This is a genomic window from Streptomyces sp. NPDC058289 (assembly GCF_042880975.1).
In the GTDB taxonomy this organism is placed as follows: Bacteria; Actinomycetota; Actinomycetes; order Streptomycetales; family Streptomycetaceae; genus Streptomyces; species Streptomyces stoeckheimensis.
This window is the reverse complement of the sequence record NZ_JBHVYI010000052.1, coordinates 38,864-65,759: the sequence shown is the minus strand read 5'-3', so window position 1 is coordinate 65,759 and position 26,896 is coordinate 38,864. Positions and strand designations below refer to the sequence as shown.

The window sequence follows — 26,896 nt, the reverse complement described above, 5'->3', positions numbered from 1 at the left end:
GCCCGCCCCCCCCCCCCCGCGCCCCCCCCCCGCCCCACCCCCGCCGGGGAATCTCCGCCGCCTCAATTCGCCCTCAAAACCGCCCCCCACCACCTTTACCCCGGGGGCCCCCCCACCGCTCTACTCCCCTCTCAGTTCGACTCTTGCCGTCTCCGCAGGATTCCGAGAAGAGGGATCACATGCAGCACGTGCACCAATCGGCCCACCGCGCCGGCATCCCCGACCCGCTCCGCACCGCGTTCTCGGCCCACGCCGAAGCTCGCCGCCGCGGCATGCCCATCGCCGAGGTCCTCGGCGAGCAGGCCGAGGACACCCGCCGGGAACGCGCCCGCCGGGCCCAGGAACAGCCCGACTCGGGCGCCCGTACGCCCGGCCGCCGCCGGATACTCGGCGCCGCGGGCGCCGCGGCCCTCGCCGCCGCCCTCCCCGGCGGCCTGCTCTCCCCGCTCCGCGCCGCCGCGGCCGGCGCCGCCGCCCCGCGCATCGTGATCGTCGGTGCGGGACTCGCGGGACTGCGCTGCGCGCACCGGCTGTGGAACCAGGGCAACCCGGTCGCCACCACGGTGTACGAGGCGGACAGCACCCGCATCGGCGGCCGCTGTTGGTCCCTGCGCGGCTTCTTCTCCGGCGGCGCGATCCACGAGCACGGCGGATCCTTCATCAGCTCCACCGACACTGCGGTCCTCGAACTGGCCCGGAGCCTCGGACTGCAACGGGAGATCGCCAACGGCGGCGAGCTGCACGCCGGTGACTACGCGGGCTGGGTCAACGGGGCTTCCTACTCCGGGCTCCAGCAGCAGAACGACTGGACCGCCGCCGCCTACGACGCGTTCAGCGCCTCGTACGCGGCCGCCGGCACCGCCCGCTACGACGGCTACACCGCCGAGGCGTACCGGCTGGACCACCTCTCCTGCCTGGACTACCTCGACGAGATCGGCCTCGCCCCCGGCTCCCGCCTCGGCCAGCTGATCCAGGCCCTCCAGCTCCAGTCGGGCGGCGAGCCCGCCGAGGCCTCCGCGCTGGGCATGATCGGCTTCCTCGGGGCCTCGTCGGTCTTCGCCGGCGGGCGCGGCTTCGACGAGAAGTACCACCTCGTCGGCGGCAACGACCAGCTCGTCAGCGGGATGGCGGCCCAACTCCCGGCCGGCACGGTCCGCCGGGGCCATCAGCTCATCGCCCTGCGCCGCAACGGCGACGGCTCGTACACCTGCGTCTTCGACCACGGCGGCAGCACCGTCTCGGTGCCGGCCGACCACGTGGTGCTGGCCCTGCCCTTCAGCACCCTGCGCGAGGTCGACCTCTCCGGGGCCGGCCTCTCCGCCCGCAAGCTGACCGCCGTCCGGCAGCAGGGCATGGGCCAGAACGCGAAGCTCGTCACCGAGCTCTCGGCCAAGACCTGGCCGCAGCTCGGGTACAACGGGATCAGCAACACCGGCCCCGTCGGCTACCAGACCGCCTGGGACGGCTCGGTCGCGGGCGCACCCAACGGAACACCGTCGCTGCTGGTCGACTTCCCCGGCGGGAACACTGCCCGCGACGTGCTCACCGGGGCCGCGCACGGCCCGGCGCCCGCCGCCGACGTCGACTGGTTCCTCTCCCAGATCGAGCACGTCTACCCGGGCACCCGGGCCGCGTACACCGGCAGGGCGTACGAGGACCACTGGTCCCGGGCCCCCTGGCAGCGGGGCGCCTACCACTACTACAAGATCGGCCAGTACACCTCGATCGCCGGGTGCGAAGGGCTCCAGGAGGGCCGGATCCACTTCGCGGGCGAACACACCGACGTGGAGAACTCCACGCTGAACGCGGCGGTCTCCTCCGGCGAGCGCGTCGCCACCGAGATCGGCTGCCAGATCTGATCCCGGCCCGCGCGCACCGCGTCACCGGAGCCCCGCGCGGTCACCTCCGCGCGGTCACCTCTTCGGGGTCAGCCGGTCCCACAGGAAGGTGTGGACCAGCGCCTCGTTGAAGGCGGTCTGCCCGTGGTCGGTGGCGCCCGCGTGCCCGCCGCCGAGGTGCTCGTGGAAGAGCACGGGGTGCCCCGACTCCCGCAGCCGGGCGGCCATCTTGCGGGCGTGCCCGGGGTGGACGCGGTCGTCGCGGGTCGAGGTCAGCAGGAGCATCGGGGGGTACGGGGGCCCGTCCGTCCGGACCTGGTGGTACGGGGAGATCCCCTCCAGGTGGGGCCGGTCGGCCGGGCTGTCGGGATCCCCGTACTCGGCGATCCAGCTCGCTCCGGCGAGCAGCTTGTGGAAGCGGAGCATGTCCAGCAGCGGCACGTGGGCGACGACCGCGCCGAACAGCTCGGGGTCGCGGGTCAGCATCGCGCCCATGAGCAGCCCGCCGTTGCTGCCGCCTTCGATGCCGAGCTGGGCGGGGGTGGTGACGTCCCGGGCGATGAGGTCCCGGGCCACGGCGGCGAAGTCCTCATAGGCCCGGACCCGGTTCGCGCCGAGCGCGGCCTTGTGCCACTGCGGCCCGTACTCGTGGCCGCCCCGGATGCCCGCCACCACGTAGGTGCCGCCGCGCGCGAGCCAGGCGCGGCCGGTGACGGCGCTGTAGCCCGGGACCATGGAGACCTCGAAGCCGCCGTAGCCGTAGAGCAGGGTCGGACCGGGGCCGGTGCGGTCCTCGGGTCCGACGACGAAGTACGGCACCTTCGTGCCGTCCGCGGAGCTCGCGAAGTACTGCCGGACCGCCAGGCCGGCAGTGTCGAAGAGCGCCGGGCCCTGCTTCAGGGTCTCGTCGGCGCCGGCCGGGGCCGTACCCCGGTACAGGGTGGACGGCTGGAGGTGGCCCGAGACGTTGAGGAAGAACTCGTCGCTCACGTCCGGGTCGGTTCCCGTGACGGAGGCCGTGGACAACGGCGGAACGCCGGACAGGGGGGTGCGGCTCCAGCCGTCGGGGCCCGGCCCGGGGGTGAGGATCTCCAGTCGGGAGGAGACGTCGGCGCTGGTGGTGAGGATCAGGTGGTGGCGGGTCCAGCTCCAGCCCGCGAGGGCGGTGTGCTCGTCCGGGGCGAAGAGCACCGCCGCCTCCCGCTCCCCCGCCCGGAAGGCCTCGAAGTCGAAGGCGAGCAGGCTGCCCGCGACGTGGCCCAGCCACGGCGACTTCGGCGCGACGATCAGCCACTCGCGGTGGACGGAGGCACTGGCGTCGTCGGGGACGTCGATCTTCTCGGGCCCGGCCGCCGGATCCGAGGTCCCGTCCGTGGGGAGGAGGAGCAGCTCCTGCTTCCAGAAGTCGATCTGCCGGTGGACGAAGTCCCGTTCGAAACCGGGCGTGTCATCGTGCCAGCCGGATGCGGACAGGTCCGTCGGCCGGCCCTCGTAGACCGTTTCCGCCTCCGCGAGGGGGGTGCCGCGCCGCCAGCGGCGCACTTGGAGGGGGTAGCCGGAGGCTGACATCGAACCGGGGCCGAAGTCCGTGCCGATCCAGACCCGGTCCCGGTCGATCCAGCCGATCCGGGTCTTGGCCTCGGCGACTTCGAAGCCGCCGGTGACGAACTCCCGCTCCTCCAGGTCGAACTCGCGCACCACACAGGCGTCCGCGCCGTCCCTGGACAGCATGACCAGGGCGTGGCGGTGGTCGGGAGCCAGGACCGCGGCGCCCGCCCAGGCCCACTTCTCCCCCTCGGCCTCGGCGAGCACGTCCAGGTCCAGGACCGGCTCCCAGTCGGGCCGGTCCTTGCGGTACTCCTCCAGCGTGGTGCGCCGCCACAGACCGCGGACGTGGTCGGCGTCCTGCCGGAAGTTGTAGAGGTGGCGTCCCCGGCGGCGCGCGTACGGGATCCTGCCGTCGTCGTCGAGGACCTCGCGGATCCCCGACTCCAGCACCTTGAACCCGGGGTCCGAGGCCAGCTCGGACACCGTTTCTTCGTTGCGCTCGCGCACCCAGGAGAGGGCGGCCTCGCCGGTGACCTCTTCCAGCCAGAGGTAGGGGTCTTCATCGCTCATCCGCCGATTGTGCAGGATCGGAGGGCGGCCGCGAGCCGTCCGGGGCGGGCCCCGCCACGGTCCGGGCCGGGACTCGGCCGCGAGTCGGTCACGGCACCGGCCGCGACCCGGCCACGACCCGGGCCGGAACCGAAAATCGGTTGCCGGAGGACGGGCCGACGCCGACGATGGCCCCTCGTGAGCAGATCCCGTTTCGCCTCCCTATTGCCCGACCTGTCCCCGCTGCGGTCCAGCCCCGATTTCCGGCTGCTGTTCTACCAGGGCACGGTCACCTACTTCGGCTCGTTCATGGCGATGATCGCGCTGCCGCTGCAGATCAAGCACCTGACCGACTCACCGCTCGCGGTCGGTGCGATGGGCGCGGTGGAGCTGCTCCCGCTGGTGGTGTTCGGTCTCTACGGGGGCGCCCTCGCCGACGCCGTGGACCGGCGGCGGCTGATCCTGCTGACCGAGGCGGGACTCGGGGTGCTCGCCCTGGTCCTCCTGGTGAACTCGGCCCTGCCCACTCCCCTGCTGTGGCCGCTGTACGTGGTCGCGGCGTGCGTATCGGCGCTGACCGGCCTGCAGCGGCCGGCCATGGACTCGCTGATGGCGCGGATCGTGCCGCACGACCAGCTGACCGCCGCGGCCGCGCTGAACGGGCTGCGCTACCAGTTCGGCGCCATCGCCGGTCCCGCAGTGGCCGGCCTCGTCGTCGCGTACGCCGGGTACGCGTCCGCGTACGCGGTCACCGTCACGGGATTCTTCGTATCGGTGCTGCTGTGCCTGCGGCTGCGTCCGGCTCCGCCCGCGCGGGACGCCGAGCGGCCCTCACTGCGGGGGATCGCCGAGGGGGCCCGGTACGCGTGGAGCCGGCCCGTGCTGCTCGGCACGTACGCCGTGGACCTGGCGGCGATGTTCTTCGCCTTCCCGAACGCCATCTTCCCGTTCCTGGCGGACGAGCTCGACGCCGTGTGGGCACTGGGTCTGATGTACGCGGCGGGCGCAGTGGGGTCACTGCTGCTGGGCCTGACCAGCGGCTGGGCCTCGCGGGTACGCCGACACGGGCTTCTGGTGGTGTGCGGGGCGGGGGTGTGGGGACTGGCCGTCGCGGCCGCGGGCTGGTCGGGGAACATCTGGCTGGTGCTGCTGTGCCTCGCGGTGGCCGGCGCGGGCGACATGCTCAGCGGGCTGGGGCGCGCCACGATCTGGAACCAGACGATCCCCGAGGAACTGCGGGGCCGGCTCGCGGGCATCGAGGTGCTCTCGTACACCGTCGGCCCGCAGCTGGGCCAGGTCCGCGCGGGCACGATGGCCGGCTGGACCGGTACCCGTTCGGCCTTCTGGAGCGGCGGACTCGCCTGCGTGGCCTCGGTGGCGGTCCTGGCCGCCCTGCTGCCGAAGCTGATCTCGTACGACGCGGACACGGACGAGGACGCCCTGCGGCAGCGGGCCGCGAAGGAGGAGCCGCAGCCGAGCGGAGCGACCGCCTGATCCGACGCCCTCATCCCTCGGGTGGTTCCTCCCCCGCAGCGGGGCCGCCGCCCGCGAGGGCGGAGGGGAAGGTGGAGGTGGCCAGGGTCGTGGCGGTCAGGGCCAGCAGCAGTCCGCCGGCCGCCGCGGCCAGCGCCGGGCCCGGTCCCCACACGGTCCAGGCGGCGCCGAAGAGCAGGGAACCCGCGAACCGCGCCAGGGCCTGCGCCGTCTGGAGCACCGCCAGGCCGGTGGTGCGCACCCCGGGGGGCAGCAGCGGCCCGGCGGCGGCCATCAGCACCCCGTCGGTGGCCGCGTAGAAGAGGCCGAGCAGGCCCAGGACCCCGAGCACGAGCGCGGGGCCGGGCGGTACCGGGGACAGGAGCAGCAGGCAGGCGCCGAGCAGCAGCAGGTGGCCGCCGAGGAAGACCCGGTGGCGGCCGAGCCGGTCGGCGAGCCGGCCCACGGGTACGGCAGCCAGCAGGAACACGGCCGCGGTGCCGACCGGCAGCAGCGGGAACCAGGCGGCCGGCAGGTCCAGGCGCCGCTGGAGCAGCAGGTAGAGGAAGGCGTCGCCGACGGTGAACAGGCCGAGCACGGCGGCGGTCAGGCAGAGTCGCCGCAGGCCCGGGATCCGCAGGAGGGACCGGACCGGAGGCGTGCCGGCCGCCGGTGCGGGCGCGGGGCTCTCCCGTACGAACAGGGCCAGTACCAGCACCCCCAGCAGCGCGAGGCAGCAGCTCACGGTGAAGACGGCCTCGTACCCGTCCACCGCCACCCACAGCACGCCGAAGGCGGCCAGCGGTCCGAGCAGGGCCCCGGCCGTGTCCAGCGCGCGGTGCACGCCGAAGGCCCGGCCCTGCTCCCCCGGCGGGCAGGACAGGGAGATCAGCGCATCGCGCGGGGCGGTGCGCAGTCCCTTGCCGGTCCGGTCGGCGGCGAGCACCGCCGCCACCGACCAGGGGGTGGTGACCGCGAGCAGGGCCGCCTTGCAGGCGGCGGAGATCGCGTAGCCGGTGCCGGCGACGAGCTTGCGGCGCTGCGTGCGGTCCGAGACCCGTCCGCCCACGAGGCGCAGCAGCGCGGTGGCGCCCTGGTTGAGTCCGTCCAGGGCGCCGAAGGCGAGCGGGGACATCCCGAGTCCGGCCACCAGGTACAGCGGCAGGACGGCGGTGACCATCTCCGCGGAGACGTCCGTGACCAGGCTGACCATGCCGAGGGCGAGCACCGTGCCGGGGACGGCCCGCAGGGGGCCCTTCGGAGCGGGAGGGTCTGCGGCGATGTCCGCCGCACGGCTGGTCGACAGGTACACGGGTGCCTCCTTCACGTTCTGTACCAGGGGGTCAGAACCAGGTGAGGGTGAGGGGGAAGGTGGTGGTGGCGGTTGTCGGGGTGGTGTCGGTGGCGGTGGCGGTGATCTGGATGGTTCCGGTGGCCCAGGGTTTGCCGGTGATGCGGCCGGTGTTGGCGTCGAGGGTCAGGCCCCAGGGGAGTCCGGTGGCGGTGTAGCGGACGGGGGGCTTTCCGCCTGTCGTGGTGAGCTGGATGGTGCAGTTCTGGTTGAACTTGCAGTTCTGCGGGCCGGGGTTGGCCAGCTTCAGGTCACCGGGGGTGGGCGTCGAGGTGGGAGTCGGAGTGGGCGTCGGAGTCGGAGTGGGGGTCGGCGTCGGGGTCGGGGTGGGGTTCGTGGAGCCGAACACCTCGCTGATCGGCTGGACGTTGGCGGCGTTCCCGGCGTGCGTCGCCGTGCCGAACAGGTCCTCGAAGGTGCGCAACAGGTGGTGGTGGTTGAAGGCGGTGGCGTAGGTGCCCGTCTTGACGTTCGCCCCGTAGAAGACGGTGGCGATCTGGTTGGAGCCGAGGTAGTTGTCCTCGTCCCAGGTCAGCACCAGCAGGCTGTTGTTGGCCTTCGCCCACTGCGCGTAGGCGTCGATGTTGTTCTTCGTCCAGGTGTCGCCCGTGCCGACCGAGCAGGAGTGCATGTCGTTGCACTGGTTGGGGACGACGAACGACAGGTTCGGCAGCGCCGCGAAGTTGTTCTGCGGGAACTGCGCCCAGGTCTTGCCGGTGTTGAGCGGCACGTTCTTGAAGGCGAACCACGGGTTGTGCTTCTGCGCGTACTGGCCGTTGGTACAGGCCGTGGAACCCTCGCTCGGCAGGTCCTCGTTGTACGTCGCGAAGGTCTTGCCGGCCGCGATCAGTTCCTGGCCGAGGTTGGGCGCGGTCATCGACTGCGGGGTGTAGCAGCCGTCCCCGGTGATGCCCTGGGTGGCGCCGGAGAAGAGGTTGAAGTAGTTCGGCTGGCTGGGGTGGGTCAGCGCCTTCATGCCGGTCAGGCTCGCGCCGCCGCCCGCGAGCTGGTTGATGTACGGGGCGTTGGCGCTGCCCATGATCTCGCCGTACTGCTTGTTCTCGTACACGACGACGACCACGTGGTCGTACGCGGGCAGGGCGGCCGCAGCCGTTGCTGCCGCGGAACCGCTTTCGGCCGCCTGGGAGTTGGCGATGGTGAAGGCGCCCAGCAGGCCCAGGGCGCCGAGGCCTGCGACCAGGGCGGACCGGTGGATCCGGTGTCTTGCGCGAGCGGTCGCGCTCGCGCTCGCCGTCGTCGACGGGGGACGGAGGGGCATGGGTGGTTCCTCCTCGTGATGAGTGGTGTGGTGCTCGGGGTCAGGGCCCGGTGTGAGGCCTGGGGTCAGGGCCCGGGCCCGGTCTCGGGGGCCGGTCTCGGGGCCCGGTCTCGGGGCCCGGTCTCGGGGCCCGGTCTCGGGGCCCGGTCTCGGGGGCCCGGTCTCGGGGGCCCGGTCTCGGGGGCCCGGTCTCACGCCTCGCGGCGGGCCGCGCCGGCCACGGTGATGTTCAGGAACCGGGGCACGGGCAGGCCCCGGTCGCGGAAGTCCTCCGCGACCGCCGCCCGGACCGCCGTCAGCCGGGCCTCGGGCAGCAGGACCAAGACGCTCCGCCCCGGCCGCTGCCCGGGCGGCCAGGCGCTCAGGGCCCCGGCCCGGCGGGCGCACCCGACGGCCCGGGCCAGTTCGGCCGTACGGTCCTGCGTGCCGTCGGGGTCCGGCCGCAGGGCCAGCAGCACCAGGCGGGAACCCGACCCGGCCGGGTCGAAGACCACGTACCGCTGCCGGTGCCGCCGGGGCTCCGGCCGGGGCGAGCCGTGGCCGAGCAGCAGGGCCCTGCCCGGCCGGGCGAAGAGGGCGCCCCGGCGCAGGCGGTCGTCGCCGTCCGGCAGCGCCTCCGCCATCAGCCGGGCCAGCCGCACCCGGTCCGGGTCCTCGCCCGGCGGTCTGTGGACGTCGGCCACCGCGAGCGCCACCGCACAGTCGGCGGCCTCCTCCGTGGCCAGCCCGGCGGCCGGGGTGAGGGAGCCCTGGAGGTGCAGGTCGGTCCCGCCCCGTCCGTAGCCGGCCCGGGCCAGCGCGCGCAGCAGGGCGTACGGGCGGGCGGCCCAGGCCGGGGTGGCGGGCGGCGGCCCGGACAGGGTCAGCGGCAGGTCGCAGCCGTCCGCCGGGTGGGCCAGGGAACTGAGCCGGACCAGACCGTCGGTGCGCGGGGCCGCTGCGGCCGCCACCGGCCAGCCGGCTGCCGCGACGAGGCCCGGGGAGCCCAGGTGGAAGGTGTACGGGGCGCTCCAGACCGCGGCCGGGGGCCGGCCGTGCGCGGCCTCCAGGGCGTACGCGACCAGGCGGAAGAGCGGGTCGGCGGTGGCCCGGCGGGCGAGGTCGCCTCCGGGGACGGCCGCGGGGCCGGTGGCGGACGGCGCCGGGCCGGTTCGTGCGCCGGAGCCCGTCACCGCTCGTCCTTGCGGGCCAGCATCCGATAGGCGTTGCCGCCGTCCGTGCGGCGGGCCGCGGCGGTGCGCAGCCCGTCGAGCACCGCCGCGGCGGCGAAGCAGGGCAGCGAGGCCAGCCGGACGGCGCCGGTCAGGGCGCGTCGGCCGACGGTGGCCGGGGGTCCCCAGGGCCGGTCCGGGTCGGGGGCCAGCCGGGTCGCGGTCAGGGCCACCGCACCGAAGAAGTCGTTGCCCTGGTGGGCGGCCCCGTGTTCCTCGGCGAGGACGGTGAAGCCACGGTCGGCCAGCGCCTCGCGCAGGTTCGAGGAGGGGATCAGGTGCTGGTGCTGCGGCTGGAACCAGGGCAGCCAGGCCGGCCCGAGCAGCCGGGCCATCCGGGATTCGGGGTCGGGGAGTTCGATGGTGAGGTAGCCGCCGGGGGCGAGCACGGCGGCCGCCGTGTCCAGTTCCGTGAGCGGGTCCCGGGTGTGCTCGAGGTAGTGGTACATGCTGACGACCTCGTACTGGCCGGCAAGTTTCACCGCGAACTCCGGGAATTGGCCCTGGTATCCCGTCTCCACCCAGCCGCGCCGCTCGGCCTCGCGGACCCCGTCGCCCATGTCCAGCCCGTCGAAGCGGGTGTCGGGCCAGACGGCGCGGGCCGCGTTGCAGAAGTGGCCGTGGCCGGTGCCGACGTCGAGCCAGGACACGGGATCGGTGTGGGGACGGAGCATCTCGGCCCGGCCCCGGTAGGCGGCGCCGAGCCGGCCGAAGACGGTGGCGGCGCCCTCGCCGCCGCGGCCGTCGTAGAAGTCGCGGTAGTAGAACTCCAGTCCCTCCGGGGACAGCCGGGGGTTCTGGAAGACGTGCCCGCAGGCTCCGCACTGTTCCAGGGTGAAGCGGCCCGGCTTGCCCTGGAGCAGGTCGGGCACCCGGACCCGGACGGTCAGGTCCCCGGAGCCGCACCAGGGGCAGTCCGGCCGGCGCGGTTCGAGGAACCGGTCGGTCCCGTCGGCCAGGTCGGCCCGGTACGCCCGGACGGCCTCGGCGCGGACCGACTCGACCCGGTCCGCCTCGGCCCGGACCGACTCGACCCGGACTGCTTCTGCCCGGACCGCCTCCGCCCGGACCCCCTCGGCCCGGATGCCGGTCCGCTCCGCGTCCTGCCCGGCGGCCGGGCCGTTCGCCGGCACGGCGGCCCCGGGTCGCGGCGTACGGGTCGTCGCGGCGGCCGTCCGCACGGCCGCGCCGAGGGAGCGTACGGGCCGGGCAGCCGTGGCCCGGGCGAGGTCGCCGGGTCGCAGGGGCGCGCCGGGCCGGCCGAGGGCCAGGTAGGGCTGGATCCAGTACAGCCCCGCCGCGGCGGCCCCCCACCGGCCCTGGCGTACGGCGACCCCGGCGAGCAGGGCCAGCCCGGCGAGCTGGGCGGCGGCGAGCGCCCCGGGCGGCAGTCCCTGGGCCCGCAGTTCGGCCGCCCGCGCCGGTCCGCCCGCGGCGGTGGGTGGTCCGCAGCTCAGGGAGGGGGCGATGGCCAGTCCCGTGGCGTCGGCGGCGTACTCCTTCACGCGCCGGATCACGGCCATGAGTTCTGCCGGCGTGGCGTCCGGGCCCGCCGGATCCACCCCGGCCCGGGCGAGCACCTCCTCGGCGACGAGCACGGCGAAACCGGCCCCGCGCCCCTCGCCGAGCCGGTCCTGCCGGTAGCCGGCCGGGTCGACCAGGCGCAGCAGGCCGAGCACCCGCTCGGTGGGCAGGTCCCCGGGCAGCAGGTCCAGTACCCGCAGCCCCTCCCGGTCGGCGTGCGCGCAGGCGGCGAGGAAGGTGACGGCGTCGGGCTCGACCCCGCCGGCGGTGAGCAGCCGCCAGCCGGCGGCGCGCGGCACCCCGGCGTCCGCGGGGGCGGCCATGGGCAGCACCGGGACCGCCCGCAGCCGGCGGGCCGTGCGTACGGTGCCCGCGCCGAGGGCGGCGAGCAGGAGGACGGAGGTCCACCGGACGCCGGACAGCAGCGGGCGCGCGGTGAGGCGGATCCGGGCGGGAGAAGGGAGCGGGGGGTGCGTCATAGGAGTTCCTCCAACCGGTCGGCCGCGGCGGCGGCGCCGCCGGCCGCTGCGAATGAGGCCTGGATCCGCCGGGCACCCCGGCGGTGGCCGGGTTCGTCCAGTACGGCCGTCAGTGCGTCGCGCAGTTCCTCGGCCCCGGTCCTGCCGAACCGCACCCGCACCCCGGCCCCGGCCTCCACTACCTGCCGGGCGACGATCGGCTGGTCGTCCCGGATCGGGGCGACCACCAGCGGCAGCCCGTGCGCGAGGGCCTCGCAGACGGTGTTGTGGCCGCCGTGGCAGACGACGGCGTCCAGGTGCGGGAGGAGGTCCAGCTGCGGGACGCTGTCGCGCAGCAGTACGTTCCCGGGGACCGCCCCGACCAGCGGGGCGGGGGCCGCAAGGACCAACTGGACTCCTTCGCCGAGCCGTTCGGCGGCGCCCAGGACCGCACCGTAGAAGCGGCCCCCGGCTTCCTGGTTGAGGGTTCCCAGCGAGACGAGTACCCGTCGCCGTTCCGGGTCCAGCTGTTCCCAGGGGAACCGAGGAGCGGGCGGGCGGGCCCCGAAGGCCGGACCGACGAAGGCGTAGTGCGGCGGAAACTTCCCTTCCCCTCCCACCAGTTCACGGCTGGAGAAGACCAGGACCAGCCGCTCCGAGAACCGCGGATCCCACGGTTCTCCGGCCGGCTCGGGACCGCCCCCGCAGTCCGCCAGCAGTCCGGCGATCTGCGCGGCCACCCATTCCCCGACCTTCGGGAAGTCCGCGAAGGGCAGGGTGAGTTCCGCCGAGGTGCTGGCGGAGGTCACCCAGGGCACCCCGAGCCGCCGCGCGGCCACCGGCCCGGCCAGGGCCTGCTGATCGGCGACGAGCACGTCCGGCCGGAAGGCGCCGATCGCCCGGCCCACGCCCGGGAGCATCGCCCTGGCCAGCGGGACCAGCGCCTCCTCCCAGAGGAACCGCAGCGCCCCGACCCCGCGCAGATCCCGCCAGCGGGCGTGCAGCAGGGCGTAGTCGCCGCCCGCTTCGGCGCCTGCGGAGAGGATCCGGGCGTGCTCGGGCAGCAGCCGGGACAGCGCCCCCGGCGGGCCGGTCCAGGCGACCTCGTGCCCGCGGGCGGCCAGTTCGGCGCCGACCGCGACGGTCGGATTGACGTGCCCCGCGAGCGGCGGCACCGTGAAGAGCACCCTCATCGGACCAGCGCTCCCGCCCGCGATCGCGCCGTCGTCGTCGCGGCCGCCGGCGCCTTTGCCGTCGCCGGGAGCGCCCCCGCCGTGGCCGTGGCATCGAGGTGGGCCAGTACGGCCGCTCGCAGCGCCCCGCTGTTCTCCTTCAGCACGTCGTGCCCGAGGCCCGGCAGGATCTCGACGGCGGTGACGCGCGGGGCGTGGCGGGCCAGTTCCAGGGCGCCCGGGACCAGTTCGGAGTGCTCGCCGCAGACGATCAGAACGGGGCAGCGCAGTCCGGCGTAGTCGGCCGGAGTGAAGGTGCGGCTCGCCGCGATGTCGTCGATGAGGGTGGTGCGGTTGAGCAGGTCGTCGGCGATGGCCGTGAGGTTGGCCGCCTTGCGCAGTCGCAGCGTGAGCAGTTCGGCGGGTACCGCACTGTCCTCCAGGCCGAGCGCGGCCGCCGACAGGGTGTCCACCATGTTGTCCACCCAGGCCCCGCTGAGCGGGGGTTCGAGCAGGGTGAGCCCGGCGACCAGGTCGGGCCGGGCCAGGGCGGCGTGCAGCGCCAGGGTTCCGCCGTAGCTGTTGCCGACGAGGTGGACCGGGCGGCGCCCGAGGCCGAGGGCGCCGAGCAGGGCGAAGAGGTCCCGTACGGCGGTGCGGCTGTCGTAGCCGGTGGCCGGCCGCTCGGTACGGCCGTGGCCGCGCAGATCGTAGAGGACCACCTCGTGCCCGGCCCGGGCCACCGGGACGGCGAGGGGGCAGTAGAAGGAGGAGAGGTTGTCGACGACCAGCCCGTGCAGGAACACCACCACGGGGCGGTCGGGCGTGTCGGGGCCGTCCGCGTGCGCGGTGGCCGGGAGCTGCTGGACGTGGAAGCGGACGGTACCCGCGGGAACGAAGGCCATGGCGGGATCAGCCGTCCGATCCGGTCGCGGCGGCTCCCGCCGAGGCACGGGTGAGGGAGGCGTGGGTGAGGGAGGCGTGGGTGATCCGGCCGATGTGCGTGACGAGTTCGCCCACGGACATGGCGAGGATGCCGTCCATGTCCTTCTCGGACAGGAAGCCCATCAGGTCGACGCCGGCGCCGTAGCGGTGGTGGAGGAGTTCGGCGAGGGCGACGAACTCGATGCTCTCCAGGGCGAGGTCCTCGTTGAACGTCGTCTTCATCGTGACCTCGTCCGCGAGGAGGTGCTCGTCACCGACGATCTCCACGAGCATGCCGGTGATCTCGGCGAGGATGTCAGCTGCCATGACTGGTCTCCGTGAGGTGGAAGGGGACGGGGGACGGGGTCGCCGGCCGGTCGGTCCAGGCGACGACGTGGCCGGGATGGTCGGGGTGGTCGAGTGGCGAATCCGCGAGCAAGGTGGTGCGGACCGGGTACGGGTGCCCGTCCGGGGAGAGCACGCGCAGTTCGCCGGAGCCCGGGTCGCCGGTGGTCCGCCAGTCGCGCGGGCGGCCTCCGAGGCCGGTTCCGGCGGCCTTGGCCGCCGCCTCCTTGGCACACCAGAGGGCGGTGAGCGCGGCCGGCATTCCGGTGCCCTCCCGGGCCGCCAGCCGCTCGGCGAGGCCGAGTTCGCCCGGCGCCAGGGCGATGCGGATGAGCGCGTCCGGGTCGGTGGTCACCTGCTCCACGTCGATGCCGACCGGCAGGTCGGGGTGGGCGAGGGCGACGGCGATCCGGTCCTTGTGGGCGATCGTCAGGCGGACTCCCCCGGCCAGGGCTCCCCCGGCGAGGGGCCGCCCGGCCGGGTCGTTGCCGATCGGCACCTCGGCCGGGAAGACCGGCCCGGCCCCGCCGTCCCAGAGCAGGTGGCGCAGCGCGTCCTTGGCGGCGATCCGGCCCAGCAGCCAGGGCGCCCGGGCGCGCGGCGCCAGCCGCTCGTAGGCCGCGCGCTCGGCGGCGCCGAGGTAGCGGCGCATGACCAGCTCCTGCGAGGCGGGGTCGGTCCAGCGGCGCCGGGCCAGGCACCAGCCCTCGGGGCGGGGTTCGCCGATGCCGCAGACCTCCGGGGTGAACTTCATCGGCCAGACCCGCTCGTCGGCGCCGAAGCGGCGGTACGTCCAGCCGTCGATCCGGGCCCAGACCCGGCCGTCGGCCCGCAGCAGCTCGATGTCGCCGCGCACGGTGACATCGCGGACCTCGCGGATCCGGGCCGTGGCCCCGACGAGCTCGTACGGGGCGGGCGGCGGCCCCGAGAAGCGGATGGCGTCCACGGTGGCCGGGAACACCAGCCGGTCCACGGGAAGCCTCAACTGCATCCAGTGCCCGAACAGCTGCCCGGCGGCATCGAGCAGCGCCCCCGGGTCGGGCAGAGCCCGCAGCACGCCGCGGATGCCGTCGGCGGCGACGGCCCGCACCTCGTGCACCCCGGCGAAGCGGGGGCCGTGGAACATCCACCGGTCCCGGTAGAGGGCCTCGGCGCTGACGGGGGCCGGCCCGGGCTCGCGCAGCGGGGTGGTGTCGGGGCCGGGCAGGGGCCCGTAGCGCTCGCCGAGCAGCACGAACACGTCGGCGTACTCCCCGAGGGTGACGCGCACCCGGCCCGGCCCGGCGGGCCGTACGGTGACCTCCACGTCGAGGGCCGGCTCCACGGGGAGCCAGCGCAGGGCCCGTACCCGTTCGTAGCCGATGACGGCCAGACCCGGCGGTGCGTCCCGCAGCGCGGCTTCGGCCGCCAGCTCCAGCATGGTCGTCATGGGGACGACGGGGAACCGGTCGGAGTCCTCCGTCCAGCCTTCGGGCTGCAGGTAGACGCAGTGGTCCCGTACGTAGGGCAGCGCGGCGAGGGAGAGGCGCAGGGTGTGGCTCCCGGCGCGGGCGCCGGGGCGGCGGTCGGGCTGCGGCTCGGGCTGCTTCGCGGTGCGCGGCTCGGTGCGCGCCGCCTGCGTCGCGGTGCGCGGCTCCGCCTGTCCTTCGGTGGGGGCCGCGTCCAGGGCGGAGAGCAGGACCGGCCGGGAGCCCGCGGCCACCGGGGTGGGCGGGGCGGGGGCGGGTGGGATCGGGGCGGCAGGGGTGGCGGGAGGGGCCGTCGGGGTGGTGGTCCGTGGCAGGAGGCCGGCGAGGGTGGTGCGCGCGGCCTCGCCGAGGCGGACCAGCGGCGAGCCGAGGTCCAGGAGCACGCTGCGCCCGGCCGTGGGCACTGCCGGCCGTCTGGCGGCGGCCCGCTCGGGGCCTTCCGGCCCGTCGGGGGCCAGCCGGTCCCAGCGCGGCGCGTGGCCCTCGGTCCACAGGGCGGCGCAGGTGCGCCGCAGGGCGGCGAGCCCGGTGAGCCGGGGCGAGGAGGCCGCCACCGAGAGGTGGGGGCGGTCGCGCAGGGTGTCCTCGATGAAGCCCGGGAGGCTGCCCGGGCCCAGCGTGACGAAGCCGCGGACGCCCGCGTCCTCGTACAGCCGGAGCGTCAGTTCCCGGAACCGGACCGGCTCCAGCAGGTGGCGGACCACGAGCTCGCGCACCGCCTCGGGCTCCGGGGGGAACGGCGCACAGGTGGTCGCCGACCAGAGGGGCAAGGTGCCGGGTTGGAGCGGCAGTCGGGCGAAGGCGGCGCGGACCTGTCCGAGGTAGGGCTCCCACATGGGGGTGTGGAAGCCGGAGCGGAAGGGGAGTTCCTGACCGAGGACACCCTCGGCCTTCAACCGTTCGAGGACCGTGGCCACTTCGGCGGGATCGCCGCAGACCACCGACTGGTGGGGGCAGTTGTCGTGACTGACCACCACCCCGTCCAGTCCGTGCAGCGCGGCCTCCGCCCGGCGGGTCCCGCATCCCAGTGCCGCGTAGACCAGGTCCGGCACCTTCACCGACCCGGGTCGCAGCGAGTCCAGGAAGGTGTCGGCCGCGTCCTGCCGGTACATCCCGGCGGTCACCATCGCCGCCCACTCCCCCAGGCTGTGACCCGCCAGCACGTCGGCCCGGATGCCGAGTTCGGGCAGGGCCCCGGCGAGGAAACGGCCCGTCGCGATGGCGTCCAGGGCCCGCTCCGTCAGTTCCTCGCCCCTGGTCAGCCGGGGCCGCTCCAGCCCGAGCCGGTCCGCCACGTCGTCCAGCGCCGGGGCGAACTCCGGCTCCAGGCCCGGGAACAGGAAGGCCAGCCGGCCGCCCAGCGGCTCGGGCGTGAACCACACCTCCCCGCGCCCCCGCCACGCCCGGCCGCGCGCCACCACCTTCGCGGCCAGCGCGAGCCGCTGGGGCGTGGGCCCGACGACCGCGAGCCGGCAGGATCCGTCGCCGCCCGATACCGGGGAGCCGGAGGCCAGCCGGTCCGCCAGCTCCGCCGCGCCGGAGGCCGCCAGCAGGAGCACCTCCTCCCGTGCGGGCGCCCCGATCGGCGCGGCCTGATCGCCCAGGGGCAGGAACCGGCGTACGGGCGCGGGCGGTCGCGCGGGCGTCGTCCGGCCCGCGGGTGCGGGCCCTCGCGCGGGTGCGGATCCCCGCGCGGGTGCGGACCTTCGCGCGGCGCCGGGAGCCTCCTCCAGCACCACGTGCGCGTTGATGCCGCCGAAGCCGAAGGCGTTCACCCCGGCGCGGCGCGGGCCCGGCCCGCGTTCCCACGGCAGGGCCGCCGTCACCGGCCGCATCCGGGTCCGGGCCAGGCCCGGGTGCGGCTCCTCCAGGTGCAGCGTCGGCGGCAGCACCCCCTCGTGCACCGCGAGTGCGGCCTTGATCAGCCCGGCCATGCCGGAGGCCTGCATGGTGTGGCCGAGCATCGACTTCACCGAGCCGAAGCCGATCGCGTTCCCGGCGTCGAGGTCGGTGTCGATCCCGGACTGCGTACCGCCGCCCGCGTACGGTCCGAACACCTGCGCCAGCGTGTCCAGTTCGGCGGCGTCCCCCACGGGGGTCCCGGTCCCGTGCGCCTCCAGCAGCCCCAGCGCGCCGGGCGCGCGCGGATCGAGACCGGCCTCCCGCCAGGCCCGTTCCAGCGCCCGTACCTGGCCCGCGACGAGCGGGCTCATCAGGCTCGCCGCCTTGCCGTCCCCGGCCACGCCGGTGCCGCGGATCACCGCGTAGATCCGGTCGCCGTCGCGCTCCGCGTCGGCCAGCCGCTTCAACAGCACCACTCCGGTGCCCTCGGACAGCAGGGTTCCGTCGGCACGCCGGTCGAAGGGGCGGATCCGCTCGCTGGGGCTCAGGGCGCGAAGCTGCGTGAAGACGCTCCACAGGGTGGCGATGTGGCAGTGGTGCACGGCCCCGGCGACCACCACGTCGCAGCGCCCGCCGGCCAGCAGCCCGACCGCCTGGTCGACCGCCAGCAAGGAGGAGGCGCAGGCCGCGTCCAGGGTGTAGGCCGGTCCGTGGAAGTCGAGCCGGTTGGCGGTCCGGGCGGCCGTGAAGCTCGGTACGAGTCCGATCGACGCGTCGGGCCGCTCGGGACCCAGGGCCTCCTGGAAGGCGGAGCGCACCGCGGCGATCCGCCGCTCACCGAGTTCGGGCGCGAGCTCCCGTAGGGTCTGCGCCAACTGGTGTGCCGTGCGAACGCGTTGGTCGAGCCGGGCGGTGGCCACGCCCATGAACCCACCGCGCCCCAGCACGATCCCGATCCGCGAGCGGTCGGCCGGGAGGCGGCTTTCGCCTCCCGCGTCGGCGACGGCCTCGGCCGTGGCGTGCAGGGCGAGCATCTGGTCCGGTTCGGCTCCCTCCACGGTGGCCGGCATGATGCCGAACCGGGTCGGGTCGAAGGCGGCGAGCCCGTCCACGAAGCCCCCGCGCCGGCAGTAGAACCGGTCGCCGGAGACCGGCCCGGTGGCGCCGTCCGGGTCGTAGTACACCTCGGGGTCCCACCGCCCCGGCGGGACGTCGCCTATGCAGTCCGTGCCGGCCAGCAGGTTGCGGCGGTACGCGGCGAGGTCGGCGGCGCCCGGGAACACGGCGCCCATCCCGACGATCGCCGCATCGGTGGGCCGCGGGCCGCGGTGGTGCCGCCGCCGGCCCTGCGGCTGACCCTGGCCCTGCTGCCGGCCCTGAGCCTGGCCTTGGCCCTGGCCCTGGCGGTCAGCCACGCCGCTCACTCCCCTCGCGCCCCTCGGCCGCCATCAGGACCACCTGTACGTCGGTCCCGTGCGCGAGTTCGGCGAGGAACGCCGCGCCGCCCGCATCCGGGTCGATGAGCGGAATGCCGCGGCGGGTGTACGCGCGTGCCAGTTCGGGGCTGACCATCCCGCCCGCCTCTGCGGCCCAGGGACCCCAGTCGACGGACAGCACCCGGCCCGGGAAGTTCTCCGCCCAGAGGTGCGCGAGGCCGTCGAGGGCGTCGTTGGCGGCGGCGTAGTCGGTCTGGCCCCGGTTTCCGTACACGCCCGCCACGCTGCCGAACAGGGCGAGGAAGCGGGGCGCGGGCGCCGCGCCGTGCTCGGCCGCGGCGGCGGCGAGGTGGCGCGCACCGGTCACCTTCGTGGTGAACACCTCGGCGAAGGCGACCGGTTGCTTGTCCCGGAGCAGTCCGTCGCTCAGGGTCCCGGCTCCGTGCACGATCCCGTCCAGCCGGCCGTGGCGGGCCCGTACGGCGGCCACGACGGCTCGTACCGCCTGCTCGTCCGTGACGTCCGCGCAGTGGTAGCCGACGGACGCGGCCACGGTCGCGAGTGCGGCCAGGGTGGCCCGCACCTCGCGCTCGGCGAGGATCCGCGAGGCCGCGGCCTCGATCTCCACGGGGGTGCGCAGGCCGGTGGCGATCAGTGCGGCGCGCAGGGCGACCCGGTCGGTCGCGTGCCCGAACTCATCCGCCTCGGCGGCAGGTTGGGGCGTACGCCCCATGAGTTCTACGTGGCATCCGGTGGCCGTGGCCAGCGCCAGGGCGGTCCGCGCGGTGATCCCGCGGGCCCCGCCGGTGAGCAGGACCACCGAGCCCGCGTCGAGGGGCGGTGTCCCGTCGCCGGGGACGAGCGGTGCGGGGACCGGCCTGGGGGTGACGCGTAGGCCGTCGGCGGTGTAGACGACGGAGGCGGGCGCCTCCACGGACTGCGCGGCATCGCCCGGGTCGGGCGCGGCGGCCGGTTCGCAGCTCAGCTCGGCGAGGAGCTGCGCCGCGATCCGCTCGGGGTCCTCCTTGGAGTGGACTTCCACCGCGCGGATCAGCCTGCCGGGGTATTCGAGGGAGGCGCTGCGGGCGAAGCCGTGCACTCCCGCTCCCGCGGACTCGCCCCGGGCAGTGACCAGGAGGAGCCGGTGCACACCGCCGGTCAGGGCCCGTTGCAGCCCGGGAAAGGCCTCGGGCAGGACGGGCGCGGTTCCCGGCCGTAGGCCGGACAGGTCGAGGACGGCGTCGAACCCGGCTTCGGCTTCGGCCAGTTGCCGTACCTCCGCCCCTTGGGACCGGAGGGCGCCGGCGACCGCGGGCCCGACACCCTGGCCGTCTCCGAGGTCCCCGACGACGCCGATCCGCAGACCCCGCAGGACCTCCGGGTCCCCGGGCGCGGGCGGCAGCGCCTGCAGGTCCACCCGGAGGCGGTCGAGCGCGGGCGGGGCCGTTGCCGCGGCCACCGCTTCGACAGCCGGGGCCTCGGGGCGGGCGGTGTGGCCGGAGACCCAGTCCACGATGCCGCGCAGGGTCTTGATCCGGGACAGCTCCTCGATCGCGGACTCGGCGGAGCCGCCCGGGTCCTGGGGCAGACCGATCCGGTCGGCCAGGGCGCCGATGATCTCGACCCGCTTGATGGAGTCGATGGACAGGTCCGCCTCCAGGTCCAGCTCGGGAGCGAGCATGTCCCGCGGGTACCCGGTCCGGGTGTGGACGATCTCCACGATCACGTCCATCACCTCCTCGGCGGACCGAGTCCCCCCAAGACCCGCGTCCCCGCTGCCGCCAACACCTCCACGACCCTCACCCCCGGGCAGACCACCCCCCGGAACCACACCGCCGGCCACCCCAACTCCCAAGGCCGCCCCGGCGTGCGTCCCCGTACCTACGGCTTCACCACCGGGCATCCCGGAACCCGGGAACGCACCACCGGGCATCTCAGAGCCCGGGAACGCACCGGTGGACATCCCGGAACCTGCGACTCCACCACCGGGGAACCCTGAACCCGGGAACCCGCCACCGGCTATCCCGGACCCCGGAGCCATGCCGTCGGGCATCCCGGAGCCCGGGAACGCACCGCCCGGCAACCCGTTGCCCGGGGCCATGCCGCCGGGAATCCCCGAACTCGGGACTCCAGCGTCACCCCCGACAGAGGCCGGCCACGGTCCAGGCCTTCCGGGGACCGGGGCCGCGCCCCCGCCGTGGGTGGCGGACCAGGAGGCATCGGCGCCTCCGGCCAGGCCTGCGCCGCCAGGCCCGGACTCCGCCCGCGCATAGTGAGCGGCTGCGTCCGCGAACGCCTCCGGGCCGCCGGGCAGTCCGGCCCCCGAAGCCGCGCCGTCGGCGGCCGTCGGCCATGGGCCGGCGTCCCCGAAGCCGCGCACCGGGCCTGCCGGAGCCGCGCCGTGGGCCATGCCCCCGGCGCCGCCGGGTCCCCCCTGCACGCCGCGGCCGTCCGGTCCGGGACCAGCCCCGTAGGCGGGCGAAGCTGCGCTCGGGAATCCCCCGGAGCCCGCCTCCCCACCGCCGAACGGTCCGGAAGCAGGGGCCCCCGGCCACGGCCCGGCCGCCCCGACGCCGACACCGGGATCCGCACCCGCCTGAGCCCCGGACCAGGCGCCATAGGCACCCCCCGACTGGCCTTGGCCGTCCGGCCGGGGCTCTGCCCAGAGGGCGGCCGGAGCTGCGCTCTGGAGCATCCCCGGGGCGCCACCCGCACCTTGCGGGCCCGCGAACCCCTGTCCGACGAGCTGGTCCGAGGCCACCCACACGCCCTGCGGACCCTCGTGACCTTGGAGGGCACCGGAGGTCGAGGGTTCGATCGCGAGGGTCGGGCCGGTGACAGCGCGGTACCCGGGCGCGGACGGATCGGGACCGGCCCAAGGCGATGCCGTCGAGGCCAGGTAACCGATCATCACGTCCCGCTGCGCCTGCACCAGTTCGCGCGAGCCCCGGAGATACTCCAGGACCGCCTCCTCACGGCGGTCGGCCGGAGCAGGTTCGGCGTGCTCGGCCGGGTGGCCGGACCGGGCGCCCACCCAGGCGGCCGGGCCCGAAAGCGGCTCAAGGCCCCTGCCGGGTACGCCGTTCGTGGTCCGGAGCTGTCGGCCGTCCCCACCCCGACCGACCGAACCGGCCCCCGGCCCGCCGCTTCCGGGGAGGGCCGGCGCCCCCTCGGCCGCCGGAAGCCCGGCCCGGCCATGGAGCGCGTCCGTAGGGCCGCCCGTCGAGCCCCCCAGCGGACCGGAGCCCACACCGGGGCCCCCGCCCGGCAACCAGTGCCCGCCCCCGGCACGACCGCCGGTCCCCGGCTCCGCGGGCCCGCCGCCCGCACTCCCCGCAGGACCGGCACCCCCGCCCGAACCACCCGCGCCGGAGACCACGCCTGAGCCCGCACCCGGCAGCCAAGGCCCACCCGCCCCCGGGGCGGCGCCGTGCCCGTTGCTCACGAAGCGGCCGTTCCCGGGTCCGGCCGCCGGGGCCCCCTCGCCGGGGCCGCCGCTCCCGCGGTCGCCCCAAGCGTCGGGCACCCCGTTCCCGCCGGCCCCCAGGCCGACAGCGTCCTGCGCCGGTTCGGTGCCGTTCATCGGCTGAGTCATCTGGTGGGCTCCCTTTCCTTCGGATACCGCGACGTGGACCCGGCGGGCCGGGCGGAGGCCGCCGGGGACGGGGTTGCCGTCCCGGGTGCGGACCAGGTGGCCGTCGACCAGCCAGCCCGGGCGGCGCGGAGCGCGCTCGGGAAGTCGGCCGGTACGGCCGCGGAACAGGGCTTCCGGTGCCATCGGCACGCCCGCCGCCGCCAGTTCCGCCAGCGCCGTGACCAGACGGAGCAGGCCGTGCTCGCCCGGCACGTCCAGCGGCACCACCGTGTGCGGCCGGTCGCGCAGGATGCGGCCGACCAGGCCGGACAGGACGCGGCCCGGCCCGGCCTCCACGAAGGTCCGTACTCCGGAGGCGTACATGTGCTCCACCTGCTCCACGAACCGGACCGGCTCGGCCACCTGACGGGCCACCAGGTCCCGTACCGCATCGGCGGTCGCCGGGTACGGGCCGGCCGTCGTGTTCGACCAGACCGGGACGGCCGCGTCGGCCAGTTCCGTCCCGGCGAGTTCCTCGGCCAGGGCCGTGGCCGCCCCCGCCACGACCTCGCTGTGGAAGGCGCAGGCGACGGGAAGCGGGGACGCCGTCAATCCCGCGTCCCGCAGGGCGGCCACCGCCTCGGCCACGGCGGCGGCGGGCCCCGAAATCACGCACTGCCGGGGTGCGTTGTGGTTCGCGATCACGCATCCGGCCCGTGCGGCGATCTCCCGCACCTCCTCCGGCGCGGCCGTCACCGCCGCCATCGAGCCCGGATCCGTCCCGGCGGCCGCGACGATGGCTTCGGCCCGGCGGGCGCTCAGCCGCAGCAGGCTCTCCTGGTCCCACACCCCCGCCGCCCACAGTGCGGTGAGCTCTCCGTACGAGTGCCCGGCGACGCAGTCCGGCCGTACGCCCAACTCCCCCAGCAGCAGGTGCGCCGCCGAGCCCGCCAGCCCGAGGGCCGGCTGGGCGACCCGGGTGTCGGTGACCGCGGCCCGCTGGGCGGTCCGCCCCTGTGCGGTGAAGGCCGCCGGGGGGAACATCGCGGAGACCACCGCGCTCGGCGCCGTGTCGAGGAGTTCCCGCAGCCGGGGGAAGGCGGTGAACAACTCCCCCAGCATCCGCGGACGTTGACTGCCCTGGCCGGGAAAGAGGAAGGCCACCTGCCCGGGCTCCGCCGATTCCTCCCGTACGTGGACCCCCGCGCCCGGGGTGAAGGCCCGCGCCCGCTCCAGCCGGGCCGCCAGCTCGTCCAGGTCGGCGGCCACGACAGCGACCCGTACAGCGCCGGTTCCGGCCGCCGCCTCGGCCGCGAGGTCCCGCAGCGCCCACGGGCGCCCGGCCGCGTCGTTCTCCTCCAGCCTGGCCGCCAGCCGGGCCATCGCCCGGCCCGCGGCACGCCGGTCCTCGCCACGGAAGCAGAACAGTTCGGCCGGCCATTCCTCCAGTCCGTGGCGGGGCTCCTCGGCTCCCGCGTAACCGGTCAGCACCGCGTGGTAGTTCGTGCCGCCGAAGCCGAAGGCGCTCACTCCGGCGATCCGCCGCTCGGCGGGGACCGCCCACGGGCGGGCCCCGGTGTCGAAGGAGAAGGGACTGTCCTCCGCGTTCCAGGCCGGGACCGGTGCGTCGAGGTGCAGGGTCGGCGGCCGTACGCCCGTGTGGACCGCCCGGACCGCCTTGATCAGTCCGGCCAGCCCGGCCGCGCACTTGGTGTGCCCGATCTGCGATTTCACCGACCCCAGTGCGCAGGCTCCGGGAGCGGCGCCCGATTCGGTGAACAGGGATGTCAGCACGGCCAGTTCGGTGGTGTCGCCGACCACGGTGCCGGTGCCGTGCGCTTCGATCAGGCCGACCTCGCCGGGGCTGATCCCGGCCCGTGCGTAGGCCCGGTCCAGGGCCCTGCGCTGCCCCTCCGGCCGGGGCGCGGTCAGGCCGAGGGAGCGTCCGTCGCTGGCGGCCCCGACCGCCTTGATCACGGCGTACACCCGGTCGCCGTCCCGTTCAGCGTCCGCGAGCCGCTTCAGCACGAGCGCGCCCACCCCCTCTCCGAGGGCGATCCCGTCGGCGGCCGCGTCGAAGGGGCGGCAGCGGCCCGCGGGGGACAGCGCGCGGACGGAGGAGAACAGCAGGTAGTCGTTGATGCCGTTGTGGACGTCGGCGCCGCCGCACAGCACCATGTCGCTGTCCTTGTCGCGCAGTTGGCGACAGGCGAGGTCGAGTGCGGCCAGCGAGGACGCGCATGCGGCGTCGACGGTGCAGTTCGCGCCGCCGAGGTCCAGCCGGTTGGCGACCCGGCCCGCGATGACGTTGGCGAGCACCCCGGGGAAGGAGTCCTCGGTGAGCCGCGGTAGCTGTTCGTCCAGTTCGGGAGGGAGCTCGCCCAGGTATCCGGGGTACAGGGCGCGCAGCCCGTATGCGCCCGCCAGTTCGGTGCCTGCCTCCGCGCCGAACACGACCGAGGTCCGGGACCGGTCGAACTCCCGGTCCTTGCCGTACCCGGCGTCCGCCAGGGCCCGCGCCGAGATCTCCAGGGCGAGCAGCTGCACCGGCTCTATCCCGGCCAGCGAGGCCGGCGGGATGCCGTGCGCGAGGGCGTCGAAGGGCATCGGGCCGAGGAAGCCGCCCCAGCGGGACGGGGTGCGTTCCCCGGCCCGTGCCGGGTCGGGGTCGAAGTGGAGCTCGGGGTCCCAGCGTTCGGCCGGGACCTCGGTCACGGCGTCGCTCCCGTCCAGGATCCGCGCCCAGTACGCGGCGAGGTCCGGTGCGCCGGGGTAGGCGCAGGCCATGCCGACGACGGCGACGTCCAGCGGATCGGGTCGCACGGCGCCCCAGGCGCCGGTCGTCACGGCCGCCTGATCTCCCTCGAGTTCCGGACCGGCAAGCTCCCTGGCCCGCTGCTCAAGCAACTCAGAGGCACCCTGGGTGACTTCGGCGTGGAGGGCGGCGATCGTGGTGGTCCCCGAGCGCAGGGTGGCGGCCTGCCCGAGCATGAACAGCCCCTCGGATCGCTGCTGTTCTTCGTCCACGGGCTCCAGCCCGTCGCCCTCGGCCCCGCGGCGCAGTCCCTTGCTGGCGATCCGGAGCCTGCCCAGGTTGAGCCGCTCCAGCTCCTCCCACACCTCGCGCGGCTCGGCGCCACCGTCCGCGAGCCGCTGCCGGGTGGCCTCGAAGGTGTCCACGTAGGGGGTGACCGCGCAGCGGGTGGCGTGTCCGGGTGCGGTGTGCAGCAGTACGGTGTCCGCGCACTCCAGCGCCGCCCGCTGGAAGCGGGGAAGGACCGCGCCCGCCGCCACCGCCTCCTCGGTGAACAGGTAGGCGGTGCCCATGAGCACCCCGATGCGCGCGCCGCGTTCGGCCAGCGGGGCCGCCGCGGCGGCGGCCATCGCGGCGGATCGGGCGTCGTGGATTCCGCCTGCGAACAGCACGTCGAGCGCGGCCGGTTCGGGGCAGCCGAGCAGCAGCTCGATCTGTTCCTCCCACAGCGGGAACGAGGCGCGCGGCCCGACGTGGCCCCCGCATTCCAGCCCCTCGAACACGAACCGCCTTGCCCCGTCGGCGAGATACCGCTCCAGCAGACCCGGCGAGGGCACGTGCAGATGCGTCCGGGTCCCGGCGGCCTCCAGCGGGGCCGCCTGCCCCGGAGTGCCGCCCGCGATGATCGCGTACGGCGGACGCACCTCGGCGACGGCCTCGAGCTGCTCGGCCCGCAGTTCGGCCGGGGCGAAGCCGAGCATGCCCACGCCCCAGGGCCGCTCGCCGAGCCGTTCGGCGGTCTCGGCGAGGAGCCGGCGCACTTGGGGTCCCTCCATGACCGCGAGCGCCAGATAGGGGACCCCGCCTCCGGCGGCCACCGCTTCGGCGAAGGCCGCCTGGTCGCTGACCCGGGTCATCGGCCCCTGCGCCACCGGGAGCGGTCGCCCCGGGCCGTGGCCGCCCCCCAGCGGCCGGGCCCGTACGACAGCTTCCAGGTGTCCCGCGACGGCCGACCGGATGCCTTGGATGATGCCTCCGGTCGTCCGGTAGCGTGCGGCCAGCCGGGCCGCCGAGGCCCCGTCCTGCCCGACCGGGAGCAGCTGCGTGCGCAGGTTCCGGGCACCGAGCAGGGTGGCGACCGGACCTTGCGGCGGGGTCAGGTCGGGGCGCGCGTACACCCGGTGACCGGCCAGCAGCTTGGTTTCGGATCCGTCCATGGCCCGTACGGCCGCGGCCACTTCGGCGGGCAGCCCGGCCTCCCCCTCGGGCGTGAGGGCCAGTTGTACGTCGACCACCACCCCGAAGGCTCCGCCCGCAACGGCTGCGGCCGCGGTGTGCGGCCCGATCCCGCCGTACGCCCGAACGGGCAGCCCGAACGCCTCGTCCGCGAGCAGCTGTTGGAGGAGCACGAAGGTGGTGGTCCCGCCCACCCGGCCGCCCGCCTCGTGCCCCTTCGCCACGAGCGCCTCCACCCCGGCGGCCACCGCGGCCGCGGCCTGGGCCGGATCGGTGATCTCGGCCCACACCCGGGGCCGTCCGGCTGCGGCCGCCCAGCCGGCCACCGCGTCCGGCGTGTGGTGCGCGGGGTCGGCGAGCAGCACGGTGTCCACCTCGGCCGGCAGCTCCCCGGGCCCGACCGGGCAGCCGGCGGGCACCCGTACCCCGTAGCGGCCGGTTCCGAGGCGGCGGGCGATCTCGGCCATGGCACACCGCGCGGACCCGGCGTCCCGGCCGAGGTCGAGCAGGCCCAGGGCGCCGGCGCGCTCGGCGGCAGTGACGATCCGCGGGTTGGGCTCCTCGAACGGGCTGACCGCGACGACCATGTCCCGGTCCCCGGCGCGGAGCCGCCCGGGCTGCCGGGCGGAAGCCGACCGCTCGGGCCCCCCGGAGCCCGACGGCTCGCTCCGCTCCCCCGGCGGCGCCGGCTTG

At 75.5% G+C, this 26,896-nt stretch carries 12 protein-coding genes; 2 read left to right on the top strand and 10 right to left on the bottom strand.

Features of this window, described 5'->3' with window-relative positions; genetic code table 11:
• The first annotated feature begins 179 nt into the window (after window positions 1–179).
• Window positions 180–1,859 carry a flavin monoamine oxidase family protein gene (locus ACFVX6_RS25205; RefSeq protein ID WP_389695012.1) on the top strand — a complete coding sequence of 560 codons (1,680 nt, stop codon included), beginning with the start codon at window positions 180–182 and terminating at the stop codon, window positions 1,857–1,859.
• Window positions 1,860–1,913: 54 nt separating this feature from the next.
• On the opposite strand, the gene ACFVX6_RS25200 is transcribed toward ACFVX6_RS25205, so the two are convergent.
• A complete protein-coding gene (locus ACFVX6_RS25200; protein WP_389695010.1) occupies window positions 1,914–3,956 on the bottom strand; it encodes a prolyl oligopeptidase family protein in 2,043 nt (680 codons plus the stop codon).
• A gap of 177 nt (window positions 3,957–4,133) precedes the next feature.
• Here ACFVX6_RS25200 and ACFVX6_RS25195 point away from each other — a divergent pair, with 177 nt between their 5' ends.
• Window positions 4,134–5,429, top strand: coding sequence for an MFS transporter (locus ACFVX6_RS25195; RefSeq protein ID WP_389695008.1), 1,296 nt, complete (start codon window positions 4,134–4,136; stop codon window positions 5,427–5,429).
• 10 nt (window positions 5,430–5,439) lie between these two features.
• On the opposite strand, the gene ACFVX6_RS25190 is transcribed toward ACFVX6_RS25195, so the two are convergent.
• The 9 genes from ACFVX6_RS25190 to ACFVX6_RS25150 all read right to left on the bottom strand — a co-directional run bounded on the left by ACFVX6_RS25190 (window position 5,440) and on the right by ACFVX6_RS25150 (window position 26,790).
• The gene (locus ACFVX6_RS25190) at window positions 5,440–6,720 is read right to left on the bottom strand and encodes an MFS transporter (RefSeq protein ID WP_389695006.1); all 1,281 of its coding nucleotides are present in this window, start codon (window positions 6,718–6,720) and stop codon (window positions 5,440–5,442) included.
• 31 nt (window positions 6,721–6,751) lie between these two features.
• A complete protein-coding gene (locus ACFVX6_RS25185) occupies window positions 6,752–8,038 on the bottom strand; it encodes an alkaline phosphatase family protein (RefSeq protein WP_389695004.1) in 1,287 nt (428 codons plus the stop codon).
• Window positions 8,039–8,229: 191 nt separating this feature from the next.
• Complete coding sequence (locus ACFVX6_RS25180; RefSeq protein ID WP_389695002.1) at window positions 8,230–9,210, bottom strand: galactokinase; 981 nt, start codon at window positions 9,208–9,210, stop codon at window positions 8,230–8,232.
• Window positions 9,207–11,252, bottom strand: a complete 2,046-nt coding sequence (locus ACFVX6_RS25175; RefSeq protein ID WP_389695000.1) for a methyltransferase domain-containing protein — start codon at window positions 11,250–11,252, stop codon at window positions 9,207–9,209. The genes ACFVX6_RS25180 and ACFVX6_RS25175 overlap by 4 nt, the downstream gene beginning before the upstream one ends.
• Window positions 11,249–12,424 (bottom strand): glycosyltransferase, encoded by a 1,176-nt coding sequence (locus ACFVX6_RS25170; RefSeq protein ID WP_389694998.1) that lies wholly within the window; start codon window positions 12,422–12,424, stop codon window positions 11,249–11,251. The genes ACFVX6_RS25175 and ACFVX6_RS25170 overlap by 4 nt, the downstream gene beginning before the upstream one ends.
• Entirely contained in the window at window positions 12,421–13,308 is an 888-nt protein-coding gene (locus ACFVX6_RS25165) for an alpha/beta fold hydrolase (protein WP_389694996.1), read from the bottom strand. Before ACFVX6_RS25165 ends, ACFVX6_RS25170 begins: the two co-directional genes overlap by 4 nt.
• A gap of 7 nt (window positions 13,309–13,315) precedes the next feature.
• Window positions 13,316–13,654: an acyl carrier protein gene (locus ACFVX6_RS25160; RefSeq protein ID WP_389694994.1), complete on the bottom strand. Its 339-nt coding sequence runs from the start codon at window positions 13,652–13,654 to the stop codon at window positions 13,316–13,318.
• Window positions 13,644–18,398, bottom strand: a complete 4,755-nt coding sequence (locus tag ACFVX6_RS25155) for a beta-ketoacyl synthase N-terminal-like domain-containing protein (RefSeq protein WP_389694992.1) — start codon at window positions 18,396–18,398, stop codon at window positions 13,644–13,646. Before ACFVX6_RS25155 ends, ACFVX6_RS25160 begins: the two co-directional genes overlap by 11 nt.
• Complete coding sequence (locus ACFVX6_RS25150) at window positions 18,391–26,790, bottom strand: SDR family NAD(P)-dependent oxidoreductase (RefSeq protein ID WP_389694990.1); 8,400 nt, start codon at window positions 26,788–26,790, stop codon at window positions 18,391–18,393. The genes ACFVX6_RS25155 and ACFVX6_RS25150 overlap by 8 nt, the downstream gene beginning before the upstream one ends.
• Window positions 26,791–26,896: the final 106 nt, after the last annotated feature.